We start from the raw sequence: 16,944 nt of genomic DNA on the forward strand, positions 1-16,944 counted from the left end.
CGCTCAACAGACACCCGGTATGCCCTCGCGGCGTCGCCTTGCCATCACACCCGTCTGGTGACGCTCGCGACGGCGGCCATCGGTGGATCCGGGCTTAGAGGTAGAGCCCGCCGGAGGAGTCGCCGTGGTCGTGCTGGCCGCCCTGCTGCGGCCCGCCCTGGCCGGGGGTCGGCTGACCCTCGGGGGAGAGGCTCACGCCCGGCGGCAGGCCCTTGCGGATCTGCTCGAACTGGGCGCGCGCGGCGACCTGCTGGGCGTAGATGGCGGTCTGGATGCCGTGGAAGAGACCCTCGAGCCAGCCGACCAGCTGCGCCTGCGCGATCCGCAGCTCACCCTCGGACGGCGTCTGCTGCTCGGCGAACGGCAGCGAGAGCCGCTCCAGCTCCTCGACAAGCTCGGGCGCGAGCCCGGACTCGAGCTCCTTTATCGACGCCTGGTGGATCTCACGGAGCCGGTTGCGGGAGGCCTCGTCGAGCGGGGCGGCCTTCACCTCCTCGAGCAGCTGGCGGATCATCGAACCGATCCGCATCACCTTCGCGGGCTGCTCCACGAGGTCGGTCACATCGCGCTCTTCGTCCCCGTCGGCCTCCGGCGCGGTGGCGCCCTTGAGTACGTCGGCGGGCACCGCGATCGGCTGCCCGTCGGGTCCGATGACCACGACTTCCCCGGTCTGCTCCTGCGTCATGCGCTCAACCCTACCTAGCCTGCGGTGGTCAGCAGGATCTTGCCGGTGTGCGTGCCGGACTCCATGAGCCGGTGTGCCTCGGCGGCCTCCGCCAGCGGAAGTACGTCCTGCACGACCGCCTTCACCTCACCGGCCTCGACCATCGGCCAGATGCGCTCGACGACCTCGGCGCAGATCGTCGCCTTCTGCTCGACCGGGCGGCCGCGGAGGTTGGTGGCGATCACCGCGGCCCGCTTGCGGAGCAGGGCGTTGATGTCGAGCTCGGCCTTGGTGCCGCCCTGCATGCCGATGATGACCAGACGGCCCTCGGGGTTGAGGGCGTCGATGTTGCGGGCGAGGTACTTCGCGCCCATGTTGTCGAGGATGACGTCGGCGCCGCCGTAGACCTTGGCGACCTCGACGAAGTCCTGGTCCTTGTAGTTGATGGCCACCTCGGCGCCGAGCGACTTGGCGAGCTCGGCCTTCTCGGCCGACCCGACCGTGGTGATCACCCGGGCGCCGATCTGGCTGGCGAGCTGGATCGCCATCGTGCCGATCCCGCCGGCGCCGCCGTGGACCAGAAACGTCTCGTCGGGAGTCAGCCCGCCGACCATGAACACGTTGGACCACACGGTGGTGGTGACCTCGGGAAGCGCTGCTGCGGTGACCAGGTCGATGCCCTCCGGCACCGGCATCACCTGTCCGGCCGGGACGGCGACCTTCGTCGCGTAGCCGCCGCCGGCCAGGAGCGCGCACACCTCGTCGCCCTCCTGCCACCCCTCGACGCCGTCGCCGACCGCCGAGACGACGCCGCTGCACTCCATCCCGATGATGTCGCTCGCGCCCTTCGGGGGCGGGTAGAAGCCCTGTCGCTGCAGCAGGTCGGCCCGGTTGAGCCCCGCGGCGGCGACGTCGATGACGACCTCACCCGGTGCAGCGACGGGGTCGGGGAGCTCGGTGACGGTGAGGACCTCGGGTCCTCCGGGCTGCTGGGCTACGACTGCTCGCATGCCCCCACACTAGGAGCCTAGAGGGACTTCAGGTCCGTCCAGGTGTCGATGTCGCGGTGCTCGTCGCCCTCGGAGGAGACCTCGACGAGCTCCAGGTCGGCGAGCAGCTCGCGCAACGCCATCCCGTGCTGCCCCTCGTGGTCAGGCCGGACCTCGGCGAGCCGCGCGGTGGAGAGCACGAGAGCCAGCTGCCGGCGTCCGTCCGGCCCGACGAGAACGGCGCCGTCCCGTCCGAACGCCGCCTCGCGGAGACGCGAGAGTGTCCGCGGGCGCAGGAACGGCATGTCGACAGCGGTCACCCCGACGTACGCCCTGGGAGTCAGCAGCGCGTCCACGCCGGTCAGCAGGGCGGCGACCGGGCCGCCGAAGCGAGGATCCTCGCGGACGAAGGTCACCGGGCGCTCGGTGCTCACCGCGTCGCCGACGACGACGACCTCCATCGCGTCGACGGCGGCGTCCAGCGCCCAGGCCAGCATCGTGCGGCCACCTAGCTCGATCCCGGACTTGTCGATCCCGTCGAGCCGGGAGCTGCGGCCCCCGGCCAGCAGCACGGCGGCGTACGGCTCCCATTCGTCCCAAGCGGTCACACCGGGACTGTAGTGGTGCGTCCCAGAAGTTCCTACTGCTACAGCCGCTCTTATGGCGAGGCGCCTCGAGCGCTCTCCGGGTAGGGTCAGCCCGTGCCCCGTTCGACGGCCAGGCCGGCAATCAGGTCTCGCCGGTGGCCACAGGTGCTGGCCGAGCAAGCCTCGAGTGCCACCGATATCGCGGTTGCCGTCCTCGTGCTCGTGGCGGTGTCGGTGCCGTTTGCCTTTCCTGTCGACGCTGGTGCGCCGACGCCCGGGGTGCTCGGTTATTGTCTCGCCGCCGGGACCGCAGTCCCATTGGTGTGGCGGCGTCGCGCCCCTTTCGGTTGCGCGCTCGTCGTCGCGGCATTCACGGTCGGCTCGGTGTTCTACGACCGCCCCGGACAACCGTTTCAGTACGGCGCCGCTGTCGCGGTCTATAGCGTCGCGGCTTTCGGTGCCCGCTGGCAACGTCGGGGGCTCCTGGCGGCATGGGTGTCGGGCATCGTCGTCGTCTCCTTTGTGGCCGGAGACCGAGACCCGGTGGGCATCGGGTTCGCCGTGGTGACCGTCGTCTGCGCCTACGGCCTGGGCCGGCTGGCTTCCATCGGGCGCGAGCAGGTTGAGCGCGCCGAGAATGAGGCCCGACGCCAGGGCCTGCTAGCCGTGCTGGAGTCCGACCGAGCCGCCGACGCGGAGCGCCGACGCATCGCCCGGGATATGCATGACATCGTGGCGCACGCGGTCAGCGTGATGATCGTCCAGGCCGAGGCTGGTGCCGCCACTGCGGCTGCGGGCACCCCGGCGACTCCCGCCCACTACGACGCCATATCCGAGGCCGGGCGGGGTGCGATGGAGCAGTTGCGTCGGGCCCTGAGCGTGCTTCGCGACGGCGAGCGGCCCGATGACCTGGCGCTCGGAGGGTCGGCCGGCCTCACCCGGGTGGTGGAGCGGGTCGAGGCGGCCGGCCTGTCGGTCGAATTGCACGCGCCCGAGCTCGCCGACCACGTGCCCGCCGAGATCGGCGTCGCCATCCACCGCGTCGTCCAGGAGTCGCTGACGAACACCCTCCGCCATGCGGGCGCGACCTCGGCGGTCGTGGACCTGTCCCTGCGAGGCGACGACCTGCTCCTGACCATCACCGACGACGGCCAATCCTCAGCCGCCATGGGCCAACCGATCGCAGGACGCGGACTCATCGGCATCCGAGAGCGCGCCGCGGCCTGCGGAGGCGCCGCCGATGCCGGGCCAGGAGCGGATGGCGGTTTCCAGGTGCGGGTCGTGCTGCCCTTGCGAGGTGATGAGAAGGTGAGTACGTGACGATCGGCGTTCTGGTCGCGGATGACCAAGACCTCGTCCGGGCAGGTTTCGCGTCCATCCTGGACGCCCAGCCCGACATCACCGTGATCGCGGAGGCCGGCGACGGGGAAGAAGCCGCCGTGGCGCTCGCGCGTCGGTTCCGCCCCGACGTCGCGCTGCTCGACGTCCGGATGCCCGGGACGGACGGCCTGGAGGCCGCCCGGCTCATCTGCGCCGAGTCCGAGACCCGGGTGATCATGTTGACCACCTTCGACGTCGACTCCTACGTCTACGAGGCTCTCCGCGTCGGCGCCAGTGGATTCCTGCTCAAGGACGTACGCCGCGACGACCTCATCCACGCCGTCCGGGTCGTCGCCGCCGGCGAGGCTCTCCTCGCTCCGAGCGTCACCCGCAGGCTGATCACCGAGTTCAGCCGCGTGCGTACAGTGCCTGCCGCTGCGCCGTCCGAGCCGGGCCTGACGCCGCGTGAACAAGAGACGCTGGTGCTGATCGCGCGGGGGCTGTCCAACGCCGAGATCGCCGCCGCGCTGGTCGTCAGTACGCACACTGCCAAGACGCACGTCAGCAACGTGCTGGGAAAGCTGGGGCTCCGCGATCGCGTGCAGGCAACGATCCACGCCTACGAGACCGGTGTCGTGACCCTCGGGGCAGAGCCCGGAGCACCGGGTCCTCACCCGATCGGGTGAGACGCAGAATCGCTCGCTCCGGCGATGTGCCGGGCCCTTCTCGCGGAGAGGATTGTCGGCATGACCGCGACATCGCCACACTCCCGACCTGACAGTCCGACGACCGCCCCGTCCCGCGCCACGACGGCCCTGCTTTGGATCGCCCCAGGCCTCCTGGCGGCGGGGACGGCCCTCATGATCACCCCCAACGCGTGGACGCTGTCCCACGCGATCTACCTCTCCGGCGCGGTGGCCATGCTGGTCGTCGTCGATACGTTGGCCAGGCTCCCGTTCGCGCCCGGGCTACCGAAACGGCTCGGCCGGGTCGGTGCGGGACTCACCATGGCCGGCGCCCTTGCGCTGTCGGGGCAGTTCGTCATCGACTTCACGGTCATGCAGCTCGCCGGCGGCGAGAGCGACGTCGCCGGCGACATGTTCAGACGGTTGCAGGATTCGTTTGCATTCAGCGCCGTCTTCTACACGGTGGGCCCGACGCTGCTCTTCCTCGGTCTGGGCCTCGTGGGGCTGGCGCTGGTGTCGTGCTCCATGTCCGCGGCCGGCTGGACCCTGGCAGGCGGATCCCTGGCCATGGGGATCGCCCGCGTGATCGATGAACGCGCCGTCGAGGTGGGTGCCCTGGTCCTGATCATGGGGGCGCTGTGGTGGACGGTGCGGCTCCAGGACAGAGACCCGGCGTCGGCTGAAGCCCACCGCCGAGATGTGACCCGCTCCGCGCGTCGCTGACTCCAAGACTGCGTGACGCCCGCCTCGCGATGTACCCACCCTGACGCCGCGAAGTGTTCAGGACCTTCTAGAACGCGCCATTAGTCTGGACACGTGACCACCTGGAAAAGCCTCCGGATCAGTCTCGTGCAGCAGGCGTCGGGTCTCGAGCCCGACGCCAATCGGTCGCTCCTGGCCGAGCTGACACCGAGCGACAGCGACCTGGTCGTCTTCCCCGAGGTCTTCGCCAGGGACTTCGGCAAGCCGGGATCCGACCTGAGTCCGTACGCCGAGGCCCAGGACGGGCCCTTCGGGACCGAGCTGTCCCGGGTGGCTGAGAAGCGCGGCGCCACCGTGGTGGCCGGGATGCTCGAGACCAGCGGCGATGCCGACGGCCGGCCGTTCAACACCCTGCTCGTGCGGGGCGGTGCGGAGGCGGCGTACCGGAAGATCCATCTCTACGACTCCTTCGGCTACAAGGAGTCGGACGCGCTGGTCGCGGGCGCGATCGAGCCGGTCGTGGTCGACATCGACGGGGTGCCGACGGGGCTGATGACCTGCTACGACCTGCGCTTCCCCGAGCTCGCCCGGCGTCTGGTCGACCAGGGAGCCGAGCTGATCGTGCTGCCGGCCGCCTGGGTCGCCGGTCCGCGCAAGGTCGACCACTGGCGCACCCTCGTGCGAGCACGCGCGATCGAGAACACCGTCTTCATCGCGGCGGCCGCCCAGTCGGCCCCTCGTTACTGCGGTCACTCGATGGTCGTCGACCCTCTCGGCGACGTTCTGGCCGAGGCCGGCGAGGGCGACGAGATCGTCTCCGCGACGATCGATCGAGCCGTGCTCGAGGAGGCGCGTCGCACCAACCCCTCCCTGGTCAACCGCAGAATGTGACCTCGGTCAACAACTCCCCGTCACAGCGGTAAACGGATATCGATGACTCGTTAGGTTCACCCCTTCCCCGGTATCCTCGCCTGTTATGGACCGAGCCCCCCGCCGTCGCGCTGACAAGAGCAAGCGTGGCCGTCGTGCAGCCGGTCGCAGCGAGCCCACACCCGCCTACGTGGAGCCGACCTCGAGCGAGGCGCTGGCGTATGACCAGTGGGCGGAGGACGACTGGAACGGCTATCAGGACACCGGCCAGACCTTCGGCGGGCAGAGCAACGGCCCGAGCTGGAGCGAGAACGGCTGGACCGACGAGACGTGGTACGACGAGCGTCAGCCGGCTCAGGAGCCTCCCTCCACGGGCGGTGGTCGCCGGATCGCCGGTCGTGCTGAGCCCGAGCAGTCCGACGAGCCGAACGGCTACACGGGCAAGCGTGCCGCGCGGACGGCACCGGAGGAGCCCTCCTACGGCGGCTACCCGGCGCCGGAGTACCGGGCCGAGCCCGAGCCGGCCCTGAGCGGGCCGACCGCGCCGCCGCCGAGTGCCTGGCAGGCGCCGGCCTACTCCACGCCGGCTCCTTACCTCAGCACGACCGGCCTGGCTCAGGCGCCGCAGACGCCACCCCACGTCCAGCAGCCCGCGTATCAGCCCGACCCCTACCAGTCCGGCCATCTCGAGCCGATCCACGATCCCGCCGGCCCGTACGACACCGAGACTTCCGGTCGGCCCACGACCGCCGCCAAGGTGACCTCGTTCCTCGCGCAGCCGCGGGTCCCCGGAGCCGGCGCCGCCCGCGCGGGCCTCGGCATCATCGAGAGCCTGACCGCCGGCACCGTCCGGGCGATCTGGCTGGTCGCGCTAATCGTCGGAGTGCTCGGCCTCGTGGTAAGTGCCTTCGACCTGGGCCCGGAGATCTTCGGCGGCCTCGGCGCCGTCGTGGTCGGGACCGCCTACACCTTCGCGCTGGCGCACCGCACCGGTGGCCGCCCGCTGATCTTCGGCTCCCTGGCAGGGGTTGCCGGGCTCGTCGTGGTGCTCATGGACAACGAGGCGCTGCGTACGGGTGCGGCGGTTCTCGTCGCATCGGTGGCGGCGGTCCTCGCGGTGATGGCCACCGTCCCGTCGCGTCGCTTCCCGAAGACGATCCGGGAGACGTTCATCGCTGTCGGCATCGCCGCGCTGGGCAGCTTCGCCGCGCTCGGCTTCGAGCCGGTGGTGATGGTCTCCCGATTCGAGTACGCAACGCTGGCCTGCTCGCTCGCCATCGCCTTCTTCGCGGTCTACCGCCTCGGTGCCGGCCTGCACGGCCTCGGCCGGCGCGGCGCGATCATCGTCGGCATCGGCGGCCTGATGCTGGCGCTCACCCTGATCTACGCCGAGATGCTGCGCCGCTACGGCAGCACCGGCCTGATGGACTCGGTCGACGACATGCAGCGCTGGTGCCGCATCCACATCGGTGGCTACCCGCACCCGATCCAGGCGCTCTTCGGGGTCCCGGCGCTGGTCTGGGGCACCCACATGCGCTCCCGGCGACGCCAGGGCTGGTGGGTCTGCCTCTTTGGTGTCGCGCTCACCGCGCCGGTCGCCAGCACGTTCCTCAACCCCGATGTTGGGCTCGCCGAGGCCGCCCTCTCGGTCGTCTACAGCATCCTCATCGGCCTTGTGATCGCGTTCGTCATCATCCGCATCGACCTCGCGCTCACCGGCTCGACGGCCGCCGGCAGCGGTCGCAGGGCGGCCCGTGAGGCCGACGAGGCCAGCGCCGTCCGCCCCGAGCCCGGCCGCACGCACGCGCTTCTCTGAGGCGCCCTCTAGCTAGGGCTACCATGCGGTAACCCATAGGTTCTGGGGTATGAGCCGCAGAACCCCCACCACGATCGCTGCCGAGATGGTCGCGAACGTCATGAGCGTCGGAGTGCAACCCGGGGACAAGGTGGCAGTCGGGGACACCGTCATGCTGCTGGAGTCGATGAAGATGGAGATCCCGGTCCTCGCCGAGGCCCCGGGCACCGTGGTGGCGGTCAAGGTCGCCTCCGGAGACGTCGTCCAGGAGGGCGACGTTCTCGTCGAGTTGAGCGCCTGAGCCTCAGGCGCACTAGACTCGCCCACGCGCCCACGGGCGCATGGAGAGGTGCCGGAGTGGCCGATCGGAACCGCCTTGAAAGCGGTCGTAGGGAGACCTACCGCGGGTTCGAATCCCGCCCTCTCTGCCAGATTGAGCGCCAGCGAAAGCTGGCTGAGGGGGCGTTGGCAAGGGTGTGGCCCTGCTCAGACTTCCTGTAGGTGTCGATCCACGTCGATCATCAACCGCCGCAGCTCGAGGAGGAGATCCTCGAGGTCAGTGCGGTCGAGGACGTCGTCCGCGAGGACGGCGAGCCTGCTCAGCAGCGTGCCGCGGTCGCGGAGCGCGCTGACATCGCTGAGGGCATGCCACTCCTGACCGGTGTCGAGGACCAGCAACGCATCACGTACGCCTCCGAGGCGCTGGCGCACCGACCAGCGCCAGAGACCAACGTTGGCCCCCGGACGGGGAGCGGCGATTGCGGTATCCAGGGCCCGAAGAGCATCCGACATATTGGGAAGCACACCTGTCATGAGCAGATTGTGACCTAGGTCACGTAAAGGAGCAAGCCGATGCGGCTCTCGGCTCCCGTGTCGGCCACAATGGGGAGCGTGTCATCTGCTGAGCTCACCTATTACCGCCTCGCGCCAGCCGTGCAGGCCCGCCTCGTCGGCGCCGCCATGGTCGGCCTGGCGCTCCTGGTCTTCGCCGGCACGGCCGTCGTGATCGCGGCCCGGATCGACTTCGCGTGGCTCTTCATCCCGCTCGTCGTCGGCGTCGCCGCGGTGATCGGGTTCGGCTGGTGGCTTCGCAACAAGGCGTACGTCCTGCGCGCCAGCGCCCAGGGCTACCGGGTCGCGTTCGTGCGAGGCGCCGGTGTGCGCGAGGCTCGCTGGGTCGACATCCAGGAGGCGGTGACCACCATGCCTGGCGGCACGCCGTGCCTGGAGCTGCGGCTCAAGAAGGGCGGCGCCACCACGATCCCGGTGACCATCCTCAGCATCGACCGAGAGCAGTTCGTACGCGAGCTCCAGGGCTACCTGAAGGCCACCATCAAGCCTCTCGACACCACTTCGGGTTCGTCCGACGCGCCCTGATTGGCCCCGGGAGTGCGGGTCTTGTAGCCTGTTCGAGCGGTATGGAGGCGTCGCCTAGTCCGGTCTATGGCGCTCGACTGCTAATCGAGTTTGGGGCTTAAACCCCATCGAGGGTTCAAATCCCTCCGCCTCCGCCAGTTTCCATGTGTTTGGCCCCCTTCAACAAAGGGGGCCAAACGTATTCTGACCTGCATCTTTGTGTTGTGCAGAGGTTCGTACATCGGCACACAGGTTGTTCGTAACCTGCGGCTGGCAGCATACTTGGATGCGTAGGCCTCTCGGCGACAACCGCGGCCTCGAGACCATGAAGGGAAATCTATGAAGCTCGTACGCACTGCGGCGGCTCTTGCTCTGGCCTCCGCTGCAACGGTCGTCGTTAGCTTGTTCGCTACGGCCCCGGCTCAGGCCGACACCAGCTGGATCAATCAGGCTGACACCAGCTGGATCGCTGGGAGCGACGACACCAGCTGGTGATGTGCGGCGCCCGATGCCGGTGATCAGTGGTCACATCGTTCACCGGCATCAGTTGCGCGATGGAGGCGTAGCGCTGCCGAGCCTGTCGGTCTCGGCATCGCTGCGGCCGATTTCATAGCCAAGTTGGAACCGAGTGTCCGCTCCGAACTCGTCCTTGAGATCGGAGACATAGCCGGCGTACGTTCGCGGGCTCACGCCAAGGCGTTTCGATGCAGCGGGGTCGGAATGCCCTTCGATCAACATGCGCAGGGTCATCGAACGCTGCTCGCCGGCCACCTCTTTCATCGTCGATGTGTCCGCTGCGGAGAAGGGGCGGGCTCGTTCCCACGATCGCTCATAGACATCGACCAGATAGGCCACGATGGCAGGCTCCCGCACTGCTATGGCCGTATCGATCCCGTCGGGTCCCGGGATGATCGCAACACGCCGGTCGAAAATGAGGATCTTGTTGAAGAACTCGTCCAGTGTCCGGACTTCGCCTCCCGCTTGTGAGACCGCGACGACGTAGTCCCTGGTCGCAGAGTGGCGGCGGGCCGCATGCTGGTAGAGCGTCCGCATCTTCACGCCGCGCCTGAGGAGCGCGGCGTCTTTACGGGCGGTTTCCGCGAGCACGCTGGGATCACGCGTTGCCTGCGGCTGCGCGGTGAGCGCCTCGAATTCGCATTCCGCAACCAGAGAATCGATGTACGGCTGGATCTGTGGCCGATGGAGGTTGGTGATGCCACCCCCACGTTGATCGGCCGGCGTCGAGCGGCGCCAAGCGCTGTGCAGGGCGGTGAAGTCGTTGGCCCACTCAGCCGACTCCTGGAGGAGCCTGATCCCCTCCTGGGTAATGGGTGTGACGACTTGCGCCTGCACGGTCGCCGGGTCGACGGTCACCCAGGTGTCTGGTGCCTCGTCGGGATTGCGGACGAGCCCCAGCTCCGCAAGAGCTGCCAACGCGCCCGCGTACTCCCCGTCCTCGCTGACCCGTGGGTCCGACACGGGGATCCCGCCCTGATTCGCGATGAGTTCGAAGAGCTCGATGCCCTTGGCCTCGATCAGCGCACGCGTCCTGGGTGCGTGTCGTTCGTCCTTCACGTTCATCTCCTCGCCGGACGGCGTGGGTCGACGTCTGCTCACGCTCCACCTCCCCGATGCTGTGGCTAGCGCCAGATCTTCTCACACGTGGCGATTTCTGGTCACGGACCATCTTCCGCTAATCTTCTACACGTTGCTTCGGTAACACTGCGCCTGTAGCTCAACGGATAGAGCATCTGACTACGGATCAGAAGGTTTGGGGTTCGAATCCCTACAGGCGCGCAGCACGTTGAAACCGCCTCATCTCAGCCAGATCGCTGGGACGAGGCGGTTCTTCTTTTCCCACCTTGAGCCCCGGCTCCACGTCGCTTCCCCGACGCACGCCAAGGTTGGCGGGGTCGAGGACGCGCCCGTGAACGAGCCCGCTGGTTCCTCTGCATCGATGCACAGCGTCCAAACGCTCGAACACGGTGCGAAACTCAATGGGTCCGGAGTCGTTGGATCTCGGCGCGGGAGTGCTGTACGGACGAGGTGTCCTTGCCGTTGCTCTCGGAGAGATCGTGGGCTAGATCGAGGCTGGCGGCGAGGACGTGTTTCTGGCGGCGCTTGCTGACGCCGTCGGCACGCCCTCCGATTGCCGCTTTGCGGTCCTTGCGCCGGCGCGACGGCTCACCGGTAAGGGCGGTGAGCTCGAGGTCGGTGATGGTGCCGTTGGCGACCTCCGGTGCCAGCACGTCGCGCAGCCAGCCGCGCTCGCGGTGCGCGCCCCAGCGAAGTGCCACGAGGAGCGTCCCGATGCTGGTGAGGGTGATGCCGATCATCAGCGCAGCCATGACGAAACCGTTGGCGTTGCTGAGGGCGAGCATCGAGTCCCAGAGGCCGTGGACGAGCACGGCCGCCGCCATCAGCAGTAGCCCGCGGCCGACACGGCGTGGCTGGGCGCGGGTGCCGACGAGGTAGAGGATGCCGGCCGCGAAGATCGCGGTGTACATCGCGTGGGAGGCGACCCCGGTTGCGGACCGGAGGACGAAGGTGTGCAGCACCGACCCGACCTGGTCGACCCCGAAGTTCTGGTAGGCGCTGTTCTGGCCGTAGAGCATGTCCTCGAGGACCTGGAAGCCCAGGCCGACGTAGGCCCCGACGATGAGTGCGTCGTAGACGGTGCGGATGACCACCGGCGCGAGCCCGAGCATCAGCAGGAATACTGCGCCCTTGGTGGTCTCCTCCACGAAGGGTGCTGTGAGGCCGGCCTTCCAGTCTGTTGCCCAGGCTTGGCCGAAGGTCTTGGTGTAGATGTCCATCAACGCGGCATTGCCGGGTAGAGCCATCGCCCACGGGGCGCCGATCCCGCCACCGATGAACGCGGTCGCAGCCAGCAGTGCCGGGGTGCGCTCGTAGCGGTCGAAGTAATGGAGGAACAGCAGGAACACCAGACAGAAGACGCCGGCCGACGCGACCCCGGCGATGTCGGCCTCCGCGAACACCCCCGCCGTGGGGACTGCGATCTGATAGAGCTGGTGAGCGCCGATGACGACGAGCACCAGGTAGACCCACAGACACAGGTTGCGGGGCTGGAAGAGGTGGAAGCTGGCTCCCCAACCGGACTCCGCCATCGCCGCCGTACGCCGCGCTAGCAGTTCAGGGGTCGCGGGGATGTCGGGCGTGCTGGCCGCGTCGGTCGTGGTGCTCATCAGGACTCGTCTCCACTCTTGGCGAGGGAGTCGATCATCGCGTCGGTCTCCGTCCGCATCGCGGTTAGCTGGGACTGCGGGCCCACGGTCTGGATCTCGATGCCGCGGCCATCGACGACGAACGCGGTCACGACTCCCGCGCCCTCGGGGGTGGTGAACTCTGAGGCAACCCCGCGCAGCCCTGCAGCCGTCGTGACATCACGTGTCTCGCTCGAGACGTGGTACCCCTCCGTCGACGCGCCGGTGATCCGCGCGGCCTGGTCGAGCAGCCGCACCGGGCTCTCGTCGAACGGGCCCTGCAGAATCGAGAACGCCACCCCGTTCTTGACCAGCACGACCTGATCGGCCGCCTGTTCACCCGTGCGCGGGTCGTCCGTCGTCCGCAGACCGGCGACCACTCCCCACCCGGGCGGGACCGCCATCGTCACATCCTCGGTCACCTGGAATGCCTCACCCGTACGTGTCGAGTCGTCCCATGCCACCTGGTCGTCGACCCAAGGCATCACCCACGCCCAGAGGGCCAAGACCGCGAACGCAACCAATGCGTACGGAATCGACCTCCGGTCCAGACCCAGCCACCTGTGTTCCACAGGCACCCGTCGATCCACCTGCGACGACGTCATCCCACCCCCTCACGCCATGACGTCCACCGTCGCAGCCCGGCCCCCTGCCGACCTGCTTGGTTCCTCGACGATACGTCGTGGACGAAGGTACGCCGCGGTGCCCACGGCTCGCAGCCGATCTGCCAGACTGCGGCTGACGTCACGTTGCTCGGGCGCCTAGGCCCGATCCGCGACCGTCCCGGGCAGGCTGAGAAAGACGAAGGCGCCGGTTGCGGTGAGGGTTCGCAGGGTGTGGAAGATCAGCCACGGCTTCTCGAACGAGGACACGGCGCCGCCGTTGGCCAGGGCGTCGTTCAGCGGCAGGTTCGCCGCGAAGGTGATGACGACGGCGGCGACGGCCAGGCACGCGGCGGTGATGGAGAGCGGGCCCCGGTGCCATCCGAGGAGGATCAGCGCCAAGAGCGGGGCGCCCAGGAAGAAGGCCAGGAACACCGGGTTGACGATGACCACGTTGAGCCGATTCATGACCCGCGCGTAGACGTCGTCGGGCTGGCCGTGCAATGCCGGCATGAAGGCGACCAGGAACGAGATGTAGATGCCGGCGGTGACGCCGTTGAGCAGTCTCGCGCCGGTGAGTACGACCTCGCTCATGACTGCTCACCCCGGTCGAGATCATCGATGCTTCGTGCTGCGCGGCCCAGGACCGCCTCGACATCGCCGGTCACGTAGGCGTTGCGTCCGTCGAGAACCTCCTCGAACAGGTACGCCAGTCCCGCCGCGTCGGCCGGCGGCAGCCCGGCCGCGGTCAGGACCGAGACGTAGTCCTCGGTGGGCATGGAGCGGTACGTCACGGTGGGCCCGCCGATGGCGTGCGCGGCCTCCTCGAAGGTGAGCAGCTGCGGCCCGGTGAGCTCCAGGACCCGGCCGACGTAGCCCTTGTCGAGGAGGGCTGCGACGGCGACGGCGGCGATGTCGTCGGCGTCGACGAACGGCTCGGCGACGGTGTGCTCGACCATGGTGAGCGACCCAGCGGCTAGCTCGTCCGCGAACGCACCTTCGGTGAAGTTCTGCATGAAGAAGGCCGAACGCAGGATCGTCCACTCGGCGCCCGAGGCCATCATGGCCAGCTCGGCTCGCTGGGCGCCCTCCTCGCCACGGCCGGAGAGCAGTACGAGCCGGCTGCAGCCCGCGGCGACCGCCTGGGCGGCGAACGCGCCGATGATCTCGTCGGCGCCCGGCAGGCCGAGGTCGGGCTGGAAGGTCAGGTAGGCCGACTCGCAACCTTCGACGGCCTCGGACCAAGTGGTCTGGTCGTGCCAGTCGAACCGGGGTGCCGTGTGGCGGGTGACGGCACGTACGTCGTGGTCGAGGGTCTGGAGACGGCGGGCGACGCGCTGGCCGGTCTTGCCGGTGGCGCCGGTGATGAGAGTTGTCATGCCTCTAATCTGTCCTCAGGCGAGCGACGGTGGAATACGTTCGGCTCCAGGCAGCATGCGTTATCGTCTCACCATGTCGTCACTGGATCTGCTCATGGATGGTCCACGGGCCCAGGCCGCCTTCCTGTTGAAGGCCGTGTTCGCCGGCGAGTGGTCGATCACCGCCGAGGACGAGGTGCCGCTCACGGTCATCGCGATCGCACGCGGCCAGGCGGTCTTCACCGGCTGCGAGGGACCACAGGAGGTGGCGGCAGGTGACGTGATCGTGTGCCGCGGGCCGGCGACCTATGTCATCGCCGACTCGGCCGATCGCCCCGCCGACATCCGGATCCTGCCCGGCCAGGTCTGTGTCGACCCGAACGGGGCGCTGCTGGCCGAGGAGCTGGCCTTGGGCGTACGCACCTGGGGGAACAGCCGCTCGCCGGAGGCGACCGTGATGCTCATCGGGACCTATGAGCGCGAGACCTCGGTGGGCGCGCTGCTGTTGTCCCGGCTGCCGACCAGCGTGGTGCTGCGCGGCTTCGACACCGCCGTCGTCGACCTCCTGTCCGCAGAGTTGGTGCGCGAGGAGGCCGGCCAGGCGGCCCTGCTCGACCGGCTGCTGGACGTACTCGTGGTCAAAGCCGTGCGCGAGGTGCTCTCGGCCTCCCCGGCACTTCCCGCCGATGACGCGGTGGCCGCGGTGCTGCGGGCCATGGAACAGCACCCGCAGCTGCCCTGGACGGTCGCCGGCCTCGGTGAGCAGGTCGGTCTCTCGCGAGCCGCTCTGGCCCGGCGCTTCACCGAGCATGTCGGCGAGCCGCCGTTGGCGTACCTGACCCGGTGGCGTCTCGCCCTCGCCGCCGACCTGCTGATCGGCACGGACCTGACCCTGTCGGCGATCGCCGCCCGCGTCGGCTACGCGAACCCGTTCGCCCTCAGCGCGGCCTTCAAGCGTCTCCACGGCACCTCACCGACATCCTTCCGGAGCCGCCACGTCGCCTGAAGCCCTGTGGGACCTCGACCGCCTATGGGGATCGTTATTACGTCAAGCAACTACCCGCTAGCCTCGTCGGTATGGATGGTCGGCGTGCAGCAGCTGGGGAGGTGGCCCCGCTGTCGCCCGAGGAGGAGACTGCCTGGCGTGCGTTGGGGCGGGCAGTCGTGGTGATTCCGCGGGTGCTCGACTCCGATCTCATACAGTCGGAGGGCCTGAGTCTCACGGAGTACACCGTGCTGATGAACCTGTCCGAGGCTCCCGAGCGCTCGTTGCGCATGAGCGAGCTCGCCAACTACGTATCGATCTCGGTCAGCGGGCTGACCCGTGTCGTGGAGCGGTTGGAGCGGACGGGTTTGGTCGAGCGAGTCCGTTCGACAGCGGACGGTCGCGGCCAGCTGGCGCGCTTGACCCCGGCCGGATTGAAGTGTCTGAAGAAGGCTTGGCCGGTGCACCTGGAGAGCGTCCGGCGCCACGTGATGGATCATCTCCAGAACGTCGATCTGGCCGCGTTCGCTGATGCTCTCGAGGCAATCGCTCAGACCGAGGTCGGGCCGCCGGTTCGCCGCCGAGCCCGCTGACCGCCGGCTGCTGCCCGGACAGCCTTGCCTGCGCGGGTAAGTTGTTTGTGCGCACAAACAAATACGTCGAGCCGAGCGAGGACCAGATGACAGACATCGACATTGAGGTCACACACGCCCCAGAGCGTCTGCGCTACGAAGCGCGTGTGGGCGGGTCCGTGGTGGGGTTCGCGGAGTACATCCTCGCCACCGACCTGATCGTGTTCACCCACACCGAGGTCGACCCGGCCTACGAGGGGAAGGGCGTCGGCTCCGCGATCGCCAGGTTCGCGCTCGACGACGTCCGCGACGGCAGCGAGCGCAAGGTGATGCCGCTGTGCCCGTTCATCAAGGGCTGGATCGGGAACCACCGCGAGTACGTCGCACTCGTGAAGCGTGTGCCCCCGTCGACGGCGAAGGACTGACCATGGCGCGCAAGACCTACACCGGGCCCGTGGTCGACGTCTCCTTCGACGGTGATGTGTGTCAGCACGCGGCCGAGTGCGTACGTGGGATGCCCGCCGTCTTCGATCCATCCGCTCGGCCGTGGATCGACCCCACGCAAGCCGGTTCGGAGGGAACCGCTCAGACCCTGCGAGAGGTGATCGGGCGCTGTCCTTCCGGCGCCCTTCGCGTCGTCGATCACCCCGACGGGTCGTGGTCGGCATGAACATCACAGTGATCGGGCGCGGTAACATCGGCGGTGGACTGGCCGATCTGTGGGAGCGTGCCGGCCACCAGGTGATCAGGCTGGGGCGAGCCGGTGGTGACGCCGGTGGCGCCGAAGCTGTGCTGCTCGCCGTCCCAGGAGCCGCGGTGGAGGCAGCGCTGTCATCGGTCGCCGGGCTCGAGGGCAAGACCGTGCTCGACGCCACCAACCTCTACGGCGACGCGCGCCCTCCGGCCGGGTTCTCCTCCAACGCCGAGTACGTCAAGTCGGTGACCGGCGGGACCACGGCCAAGGCGTTCAGCACCAACTTCGCCTCGCTCTTCGGCCGGGTCGCCGGTGCTCGCGTACGGCCGAGCAACCTGTGGTCCGGCGACGACGAAGCCCATGACGTGGTCAGCCTGCTCAGCCACGATGCCGGGTTCGACGCGGTCCGCTTGGGCGACTTGAGCATGGCCGCCACTCAAGAGGGACTCGCCGGCACGATCTTCGCGATCTCGCAGTCGGGCATCGGCGAGTTCGTCTACCGCATGGCACCGCCGGAACAGCTCTGATCCCCCACGCAGA

At 68.6% G+C, this 16,944-nt stretch carries 21 protein-coding genes and 3 tRNA genes; 15 read left to right on the top strand and 9 right to left on the bottom strand.

Going from position 1 to position 16,944, the window contains the following annotated elements; genetic code table 11:
* Nucleotides 1-94: 94 nt before the first annotated feature.
* The 3 genes from ABZU72_RS26805 to ABZU72_RS26815 are packed head-to-tail and all read right to left on the bottom strand — an operon-like array spanning nucleotide 95 to nucleotide 2,261.
* A complete protein-coding gene (locus ABZU72_RS26805) occupies nucleotides 95-685 on the bottom strand; it encodes a bacterial proteasome activator family protein (RefSeq protein WP_355021820.1) in 591 nt (196 codons plus the stop codon).
* A gap of 14 nt (nucleotides 686-699) precedes the next feature.
* On the bottom strand, nucleotides 700-1,674 hold the full coding sequence (locus ABZU72_RS26810) for an NAD(P)H-quinone oxidoreductase (RefSeq protein ID WP_355021821.1): 975 nt from the start codon (nucleotides 1,672-1,674) through the stop codon (nucleotides 700-702).
* Between the two features lie 17 nt (nucleotides 1,675-1,691).
* Entirely contained in the window at nucleotides 1,692-2,261 is a 570-nt protein-coding gene (locus ABZU72_RS26815; RefSeq protein ID WP_355021822.1) for a molybdenum cofactor guanylyltransferase, read from the bottom strand.
* A 144-nt stretch (nucleotides 2,262-2,405) separates the two neighbouring features.
* Between ABZU72_RS26815 and ABZU72_RS26820 the strand changes: the two genes are divergently transcribed.
* The 7 genes from ABZU72_RS26820 to ABZU72_RS26850 all read left to right on the top strand — a co-directional run bounded on the left by ABZU72_RS26820 (nucleotide 2,406) and on the right by ABZU72_RS26850 (nucleotide 8,044).
* Nucleotides 2,406-3,560, top strand: coding sequence for a histidine kinase (locus ABZU72_RS26820; RefSeq protein WP_355021823.1), 1,155 nt, complete (start codon nucleotides 2,406-2,408; stop codon nucleotides 3,558-3,560).
* Nucleotides 3,557-4,246 carry a response regulator transcription factor gene (locus ABZU72_RS26825; RefSeq protein ID WP_355021824.1) on the top strand — a complete coding sequence of 230 codons (690 nt, stop codon included), beginning with the start codon at nucleotides 3,557-3,559 and terminating at the stop codon, nucleotides 4,244-4,246. Before ABZU72_RS26820 ends, ABZU72_RS26825 begins: the two co-directional genes overlap by 4 nt.
* Before the next feature lie 174 nt (nucleotides 4,247-4,420).
* Nucleotides 4,421-4,969, top strand: a complete 549-nt coding sequence (locus ABZU72_RS26830; RefSeq protein ID WP_355021825.1) for a hypothetical protein — start codon at nucleotides 4,421-4,423, stop codon at nucleotides 4,967-4,969.
* Between the two features lie 93 nt (nucleotides 4,970-5,062).
* Nucleotides 5,063-5,839 carry a carbon-nitrogen hydrolase family protein gene (locus ABZU72_RS26835; protein ID WP_355021826.1) on the top strand — a complete coding sequence of 259 codons (777 nt, stop codon included), beginning with the start codon at nucleotides 5,063-5,065 and terminating at the stop codon, nucleotides 5,837-5,839.
* 85 nt (nucleotides 5,840-5,924) lie between these two features.
* Nucleotides 5,925-7,634 carry a hypothetical protein gene (locus tag ABZU72_RS26840; RefSeq protein ID WP_355021827.1) on the top strand — a complete coding sequence of 570 codons (1,710 nt, stop codon included), beginning with the start codon at nucleotides 5,925-5,927 and terminating at the stop codon, nucleotides 7,632-7,634.
* Nucleotides 7,635-7,683: 49 nt separating this feature from the next.
* Nucleotides 7,684-7,914, top strand: coding sequence for a biotin/lipoyl-binding carrier protein (locus ABZU72_RS26845; protein ID WP_355021828.1), 231 nt, complete (start codon nucleotides 7,684-7,686; stop codon nucleotides 7,912-7,914).
* A 42-nt stretch (nucleotides 7,915-7,956) separates the two neighbouring features.
* Nucleotides 7,957-8,044 (top strand) — tRNA-Ser (locus ABZU72_RS26850).
* A 55-nt stretch (nucleotides 8,045-8,099) separates the two neighbouring features.
* Here the strand turns inward: ABZU72_RS26850 and ABZU72_RS26855 are convergent.
* Complete coding sequence (locus ABZU72_RS26855) at nucleotides 8,100-8,405, bottom strand: hypothetical protein (RefSeq protein WP_355021829.1); 306 nt, start codon at nucleotides 8,403-8,405, stop codon at nucleotides 8,100-8,102.
* A 90-nt stretch (nucleotides 8,406-8,495) separates the two neighbouring features.
* On the opposite strand from ABZU72_RS26855, the gene ABZU72_RS26860 reads away from it, so the two are divergent.
* The gene (locus ABZU72_RS26860) at nucleotides 8,496-8,990 is read left to right on the top strand and encodes a hypothetical protein (RefSeq protein ID WP_355021852.1); all 495 of its coding nucleotides are present in this window, start codon (nucleotides 8,496-8,498) and stop codon (nucleotides 8,988-8,990) included.
* A 43-nt stretch (nucleotides 8,991-9,033) separates the two neighbouring features.
* A tRNA-Ser gene (locus ABZU72_RS26865) sits at nucleotides 9,034-9,127 on the top strand.
* 385 nt (nucleotides 9,128-9,512) lie between these two features.
* On the opposite strand, the gene ABZU72_RS26870 is transcribed toward ABZU72_RS26865, so the two are convergent.
* Entirely contained in the window at nucleotides 9,513-10,544 is a 1,032-nt protein-coding gene (locus ABZU72_RS26870; protein ID WP_355021830.1) for a LuxR family transcriptional regulator, read from the bottom strand.
* Nucleotides 10,545-10,693: 149 nt separating this feature from the next.
* On the opposite strand from ABZU72_RS26870, the gene ABZU72_RS26875 reads away from it, so the two are divergent.
* A tRNA-Arg gene (locus ABZU72_RS26875) sits at nucleotides 10,694-10,766 on the top strand.
* Between the two features lie 197 nt (nucleotides 10,767-10,963).
* Here the strand turns inward: ABZU72_RS26875 and ABZU72_RS26880 are convergent.
* The 4 genes from ABZU72_RS26880 to ABZU72_RS26895 all read right to left on the bottom strand — a co-directional run bounded on the left by ABZU72_RS26880 (nucleotide 10,964) and on the right by ABZU72_RS26895 (nucleotide 14,174).
* Complete coding sequence (locus tag ABZU72_RS26880; RefSeq protein ID WP_355021831.1) at nucleotides 10,964-12,175, bottom strand: PrsW family intramembrane metalloprotease; 1,212 nt, start codon at nucleotides 12,173-12,175, stop codon at nucleotides 10,964-10,966.
* Entirely contained in the window at nucleotides 12,175-12,678 is a 504-nt protein-coding gene (locus ABZU72_RS26885; RefSeq protein WP_355021832.1) for a hypothetical protein, read from the bottom strand. Before ABZU72_RS26885 ends, ABZU72_RS26880 begins: the two co-directional genes overlap by 1 nt.
* A gap of 276 nt (nucleotides 12,679-12,954) precedes the next feature.
* Nucleotides 12,955-13,389 (bottom strand): anthrone oxygenase family protein, encoded by a 435-nt coding sequence (locus ABZU72_RS26890; protein ID WP_355021833.1) that lies wholly within the window; start codon nucleotides 13,387-13,389, stop codon nucleotides 12,955-12,957.
* Entirely contained in the window at nucleotides 13,386-14,174 is a 789-nt protein-coding gene (locus ABZU72_RS26895; RefSeq protein WP_355021834.1) for an NAD(P)H-binding protein, read from the bottom strand. Before ABZU72_RS26895 ends, ABZU72_RS26890 begins: the two co-directional genes overlap by 4 nt.
* Nucleotides 14,175-14,247: 73 nt before the next feature.
* Between ABZU72_RS26895 and ABZU72_RS26900 the strand changes: the two genes are divergently transcribed.
* The 5 genes from ABZU72_RS26900 (at nucleotide 14,248) to ABZU72_RS26920 (ending at nucleotide 16,931) form a co-directional block, all read left to right on the top strand.
* Nucleotides 14,248-15,159 (top strand): AraC family transcriptional regulator, encoded by a 912-nt coding sequence (locus ABZU72_RS26900; RefSeq protein WP_355021835.1) that lies wholly within the window; start codon nucleotides 14,248-14,250, stop codon nucleotides 15,157-15,159.
* A 173-nt stretch (nucleotides 15,160-15,332) separates the two neighbouring features.
* A complete protein-coding gene (locus ABZU72_RS26905) occupies nucleotides 15,333-15,731 on the top strand; it encodes a MarR family transcriptional regulator (protein ID WP_355021836.1) in 399 nt (132 codons plus the stop codon).
* Between the two features lie 47 nt (nucleotides 15,732-15,778).
* Complete coding sequence (locus tag ABZU72_RS26910) at nucleotides 15,779-16,135, top strand: GNAT family N-acetyltransferase (RefSeq protein WP_355021837.1); 357 nt, start codon at nucleotides 15,779-15,781, stop codon at nucleotides 16,133-16,135.
* Between the two features lie 2 nt (nucleotides 16,136-16,137).
* On the top strand, nucleotides 16,138-16,380 hold the full coding sequence (locus ABZU72_RS26915) for a (4Fe-4S)-binding protein (RefSeq protein ID WP_355021838.1): 243 nt from the start codon (nucleotides 16,138-16,140) through the stop codon (nucleotides 16,378-16,380).
* The gene (locus ABZU72_RS26920) at nucleotides 16,377-16,931 is read left to right on the top strand and encodes a hypothetical protein (protein WP_355021839.1); all 555 of its coding nucleotides are present in this window, start codon (nucleotides 16,377-16,379) and stop codon (nucleotides 16,929-16,931) included. The genes ABZU72_RS26915 and ABZU72_RS26920 overlap by 4 nt, the downstream gene beginning before the upstream one ends.
* Nucleotides 16,932-16,944: the final 13 nt, after the last annotated feature.

Source organism: Nocardioides sp. NPDC004968, from assembly GCF_040608935.1.
Classification (GTDB): domain Bacteria; phylum Actinomycetota; class Actinomycetes; order Propionibacteriales; family Nocardioidaceae; genus Nocardioides.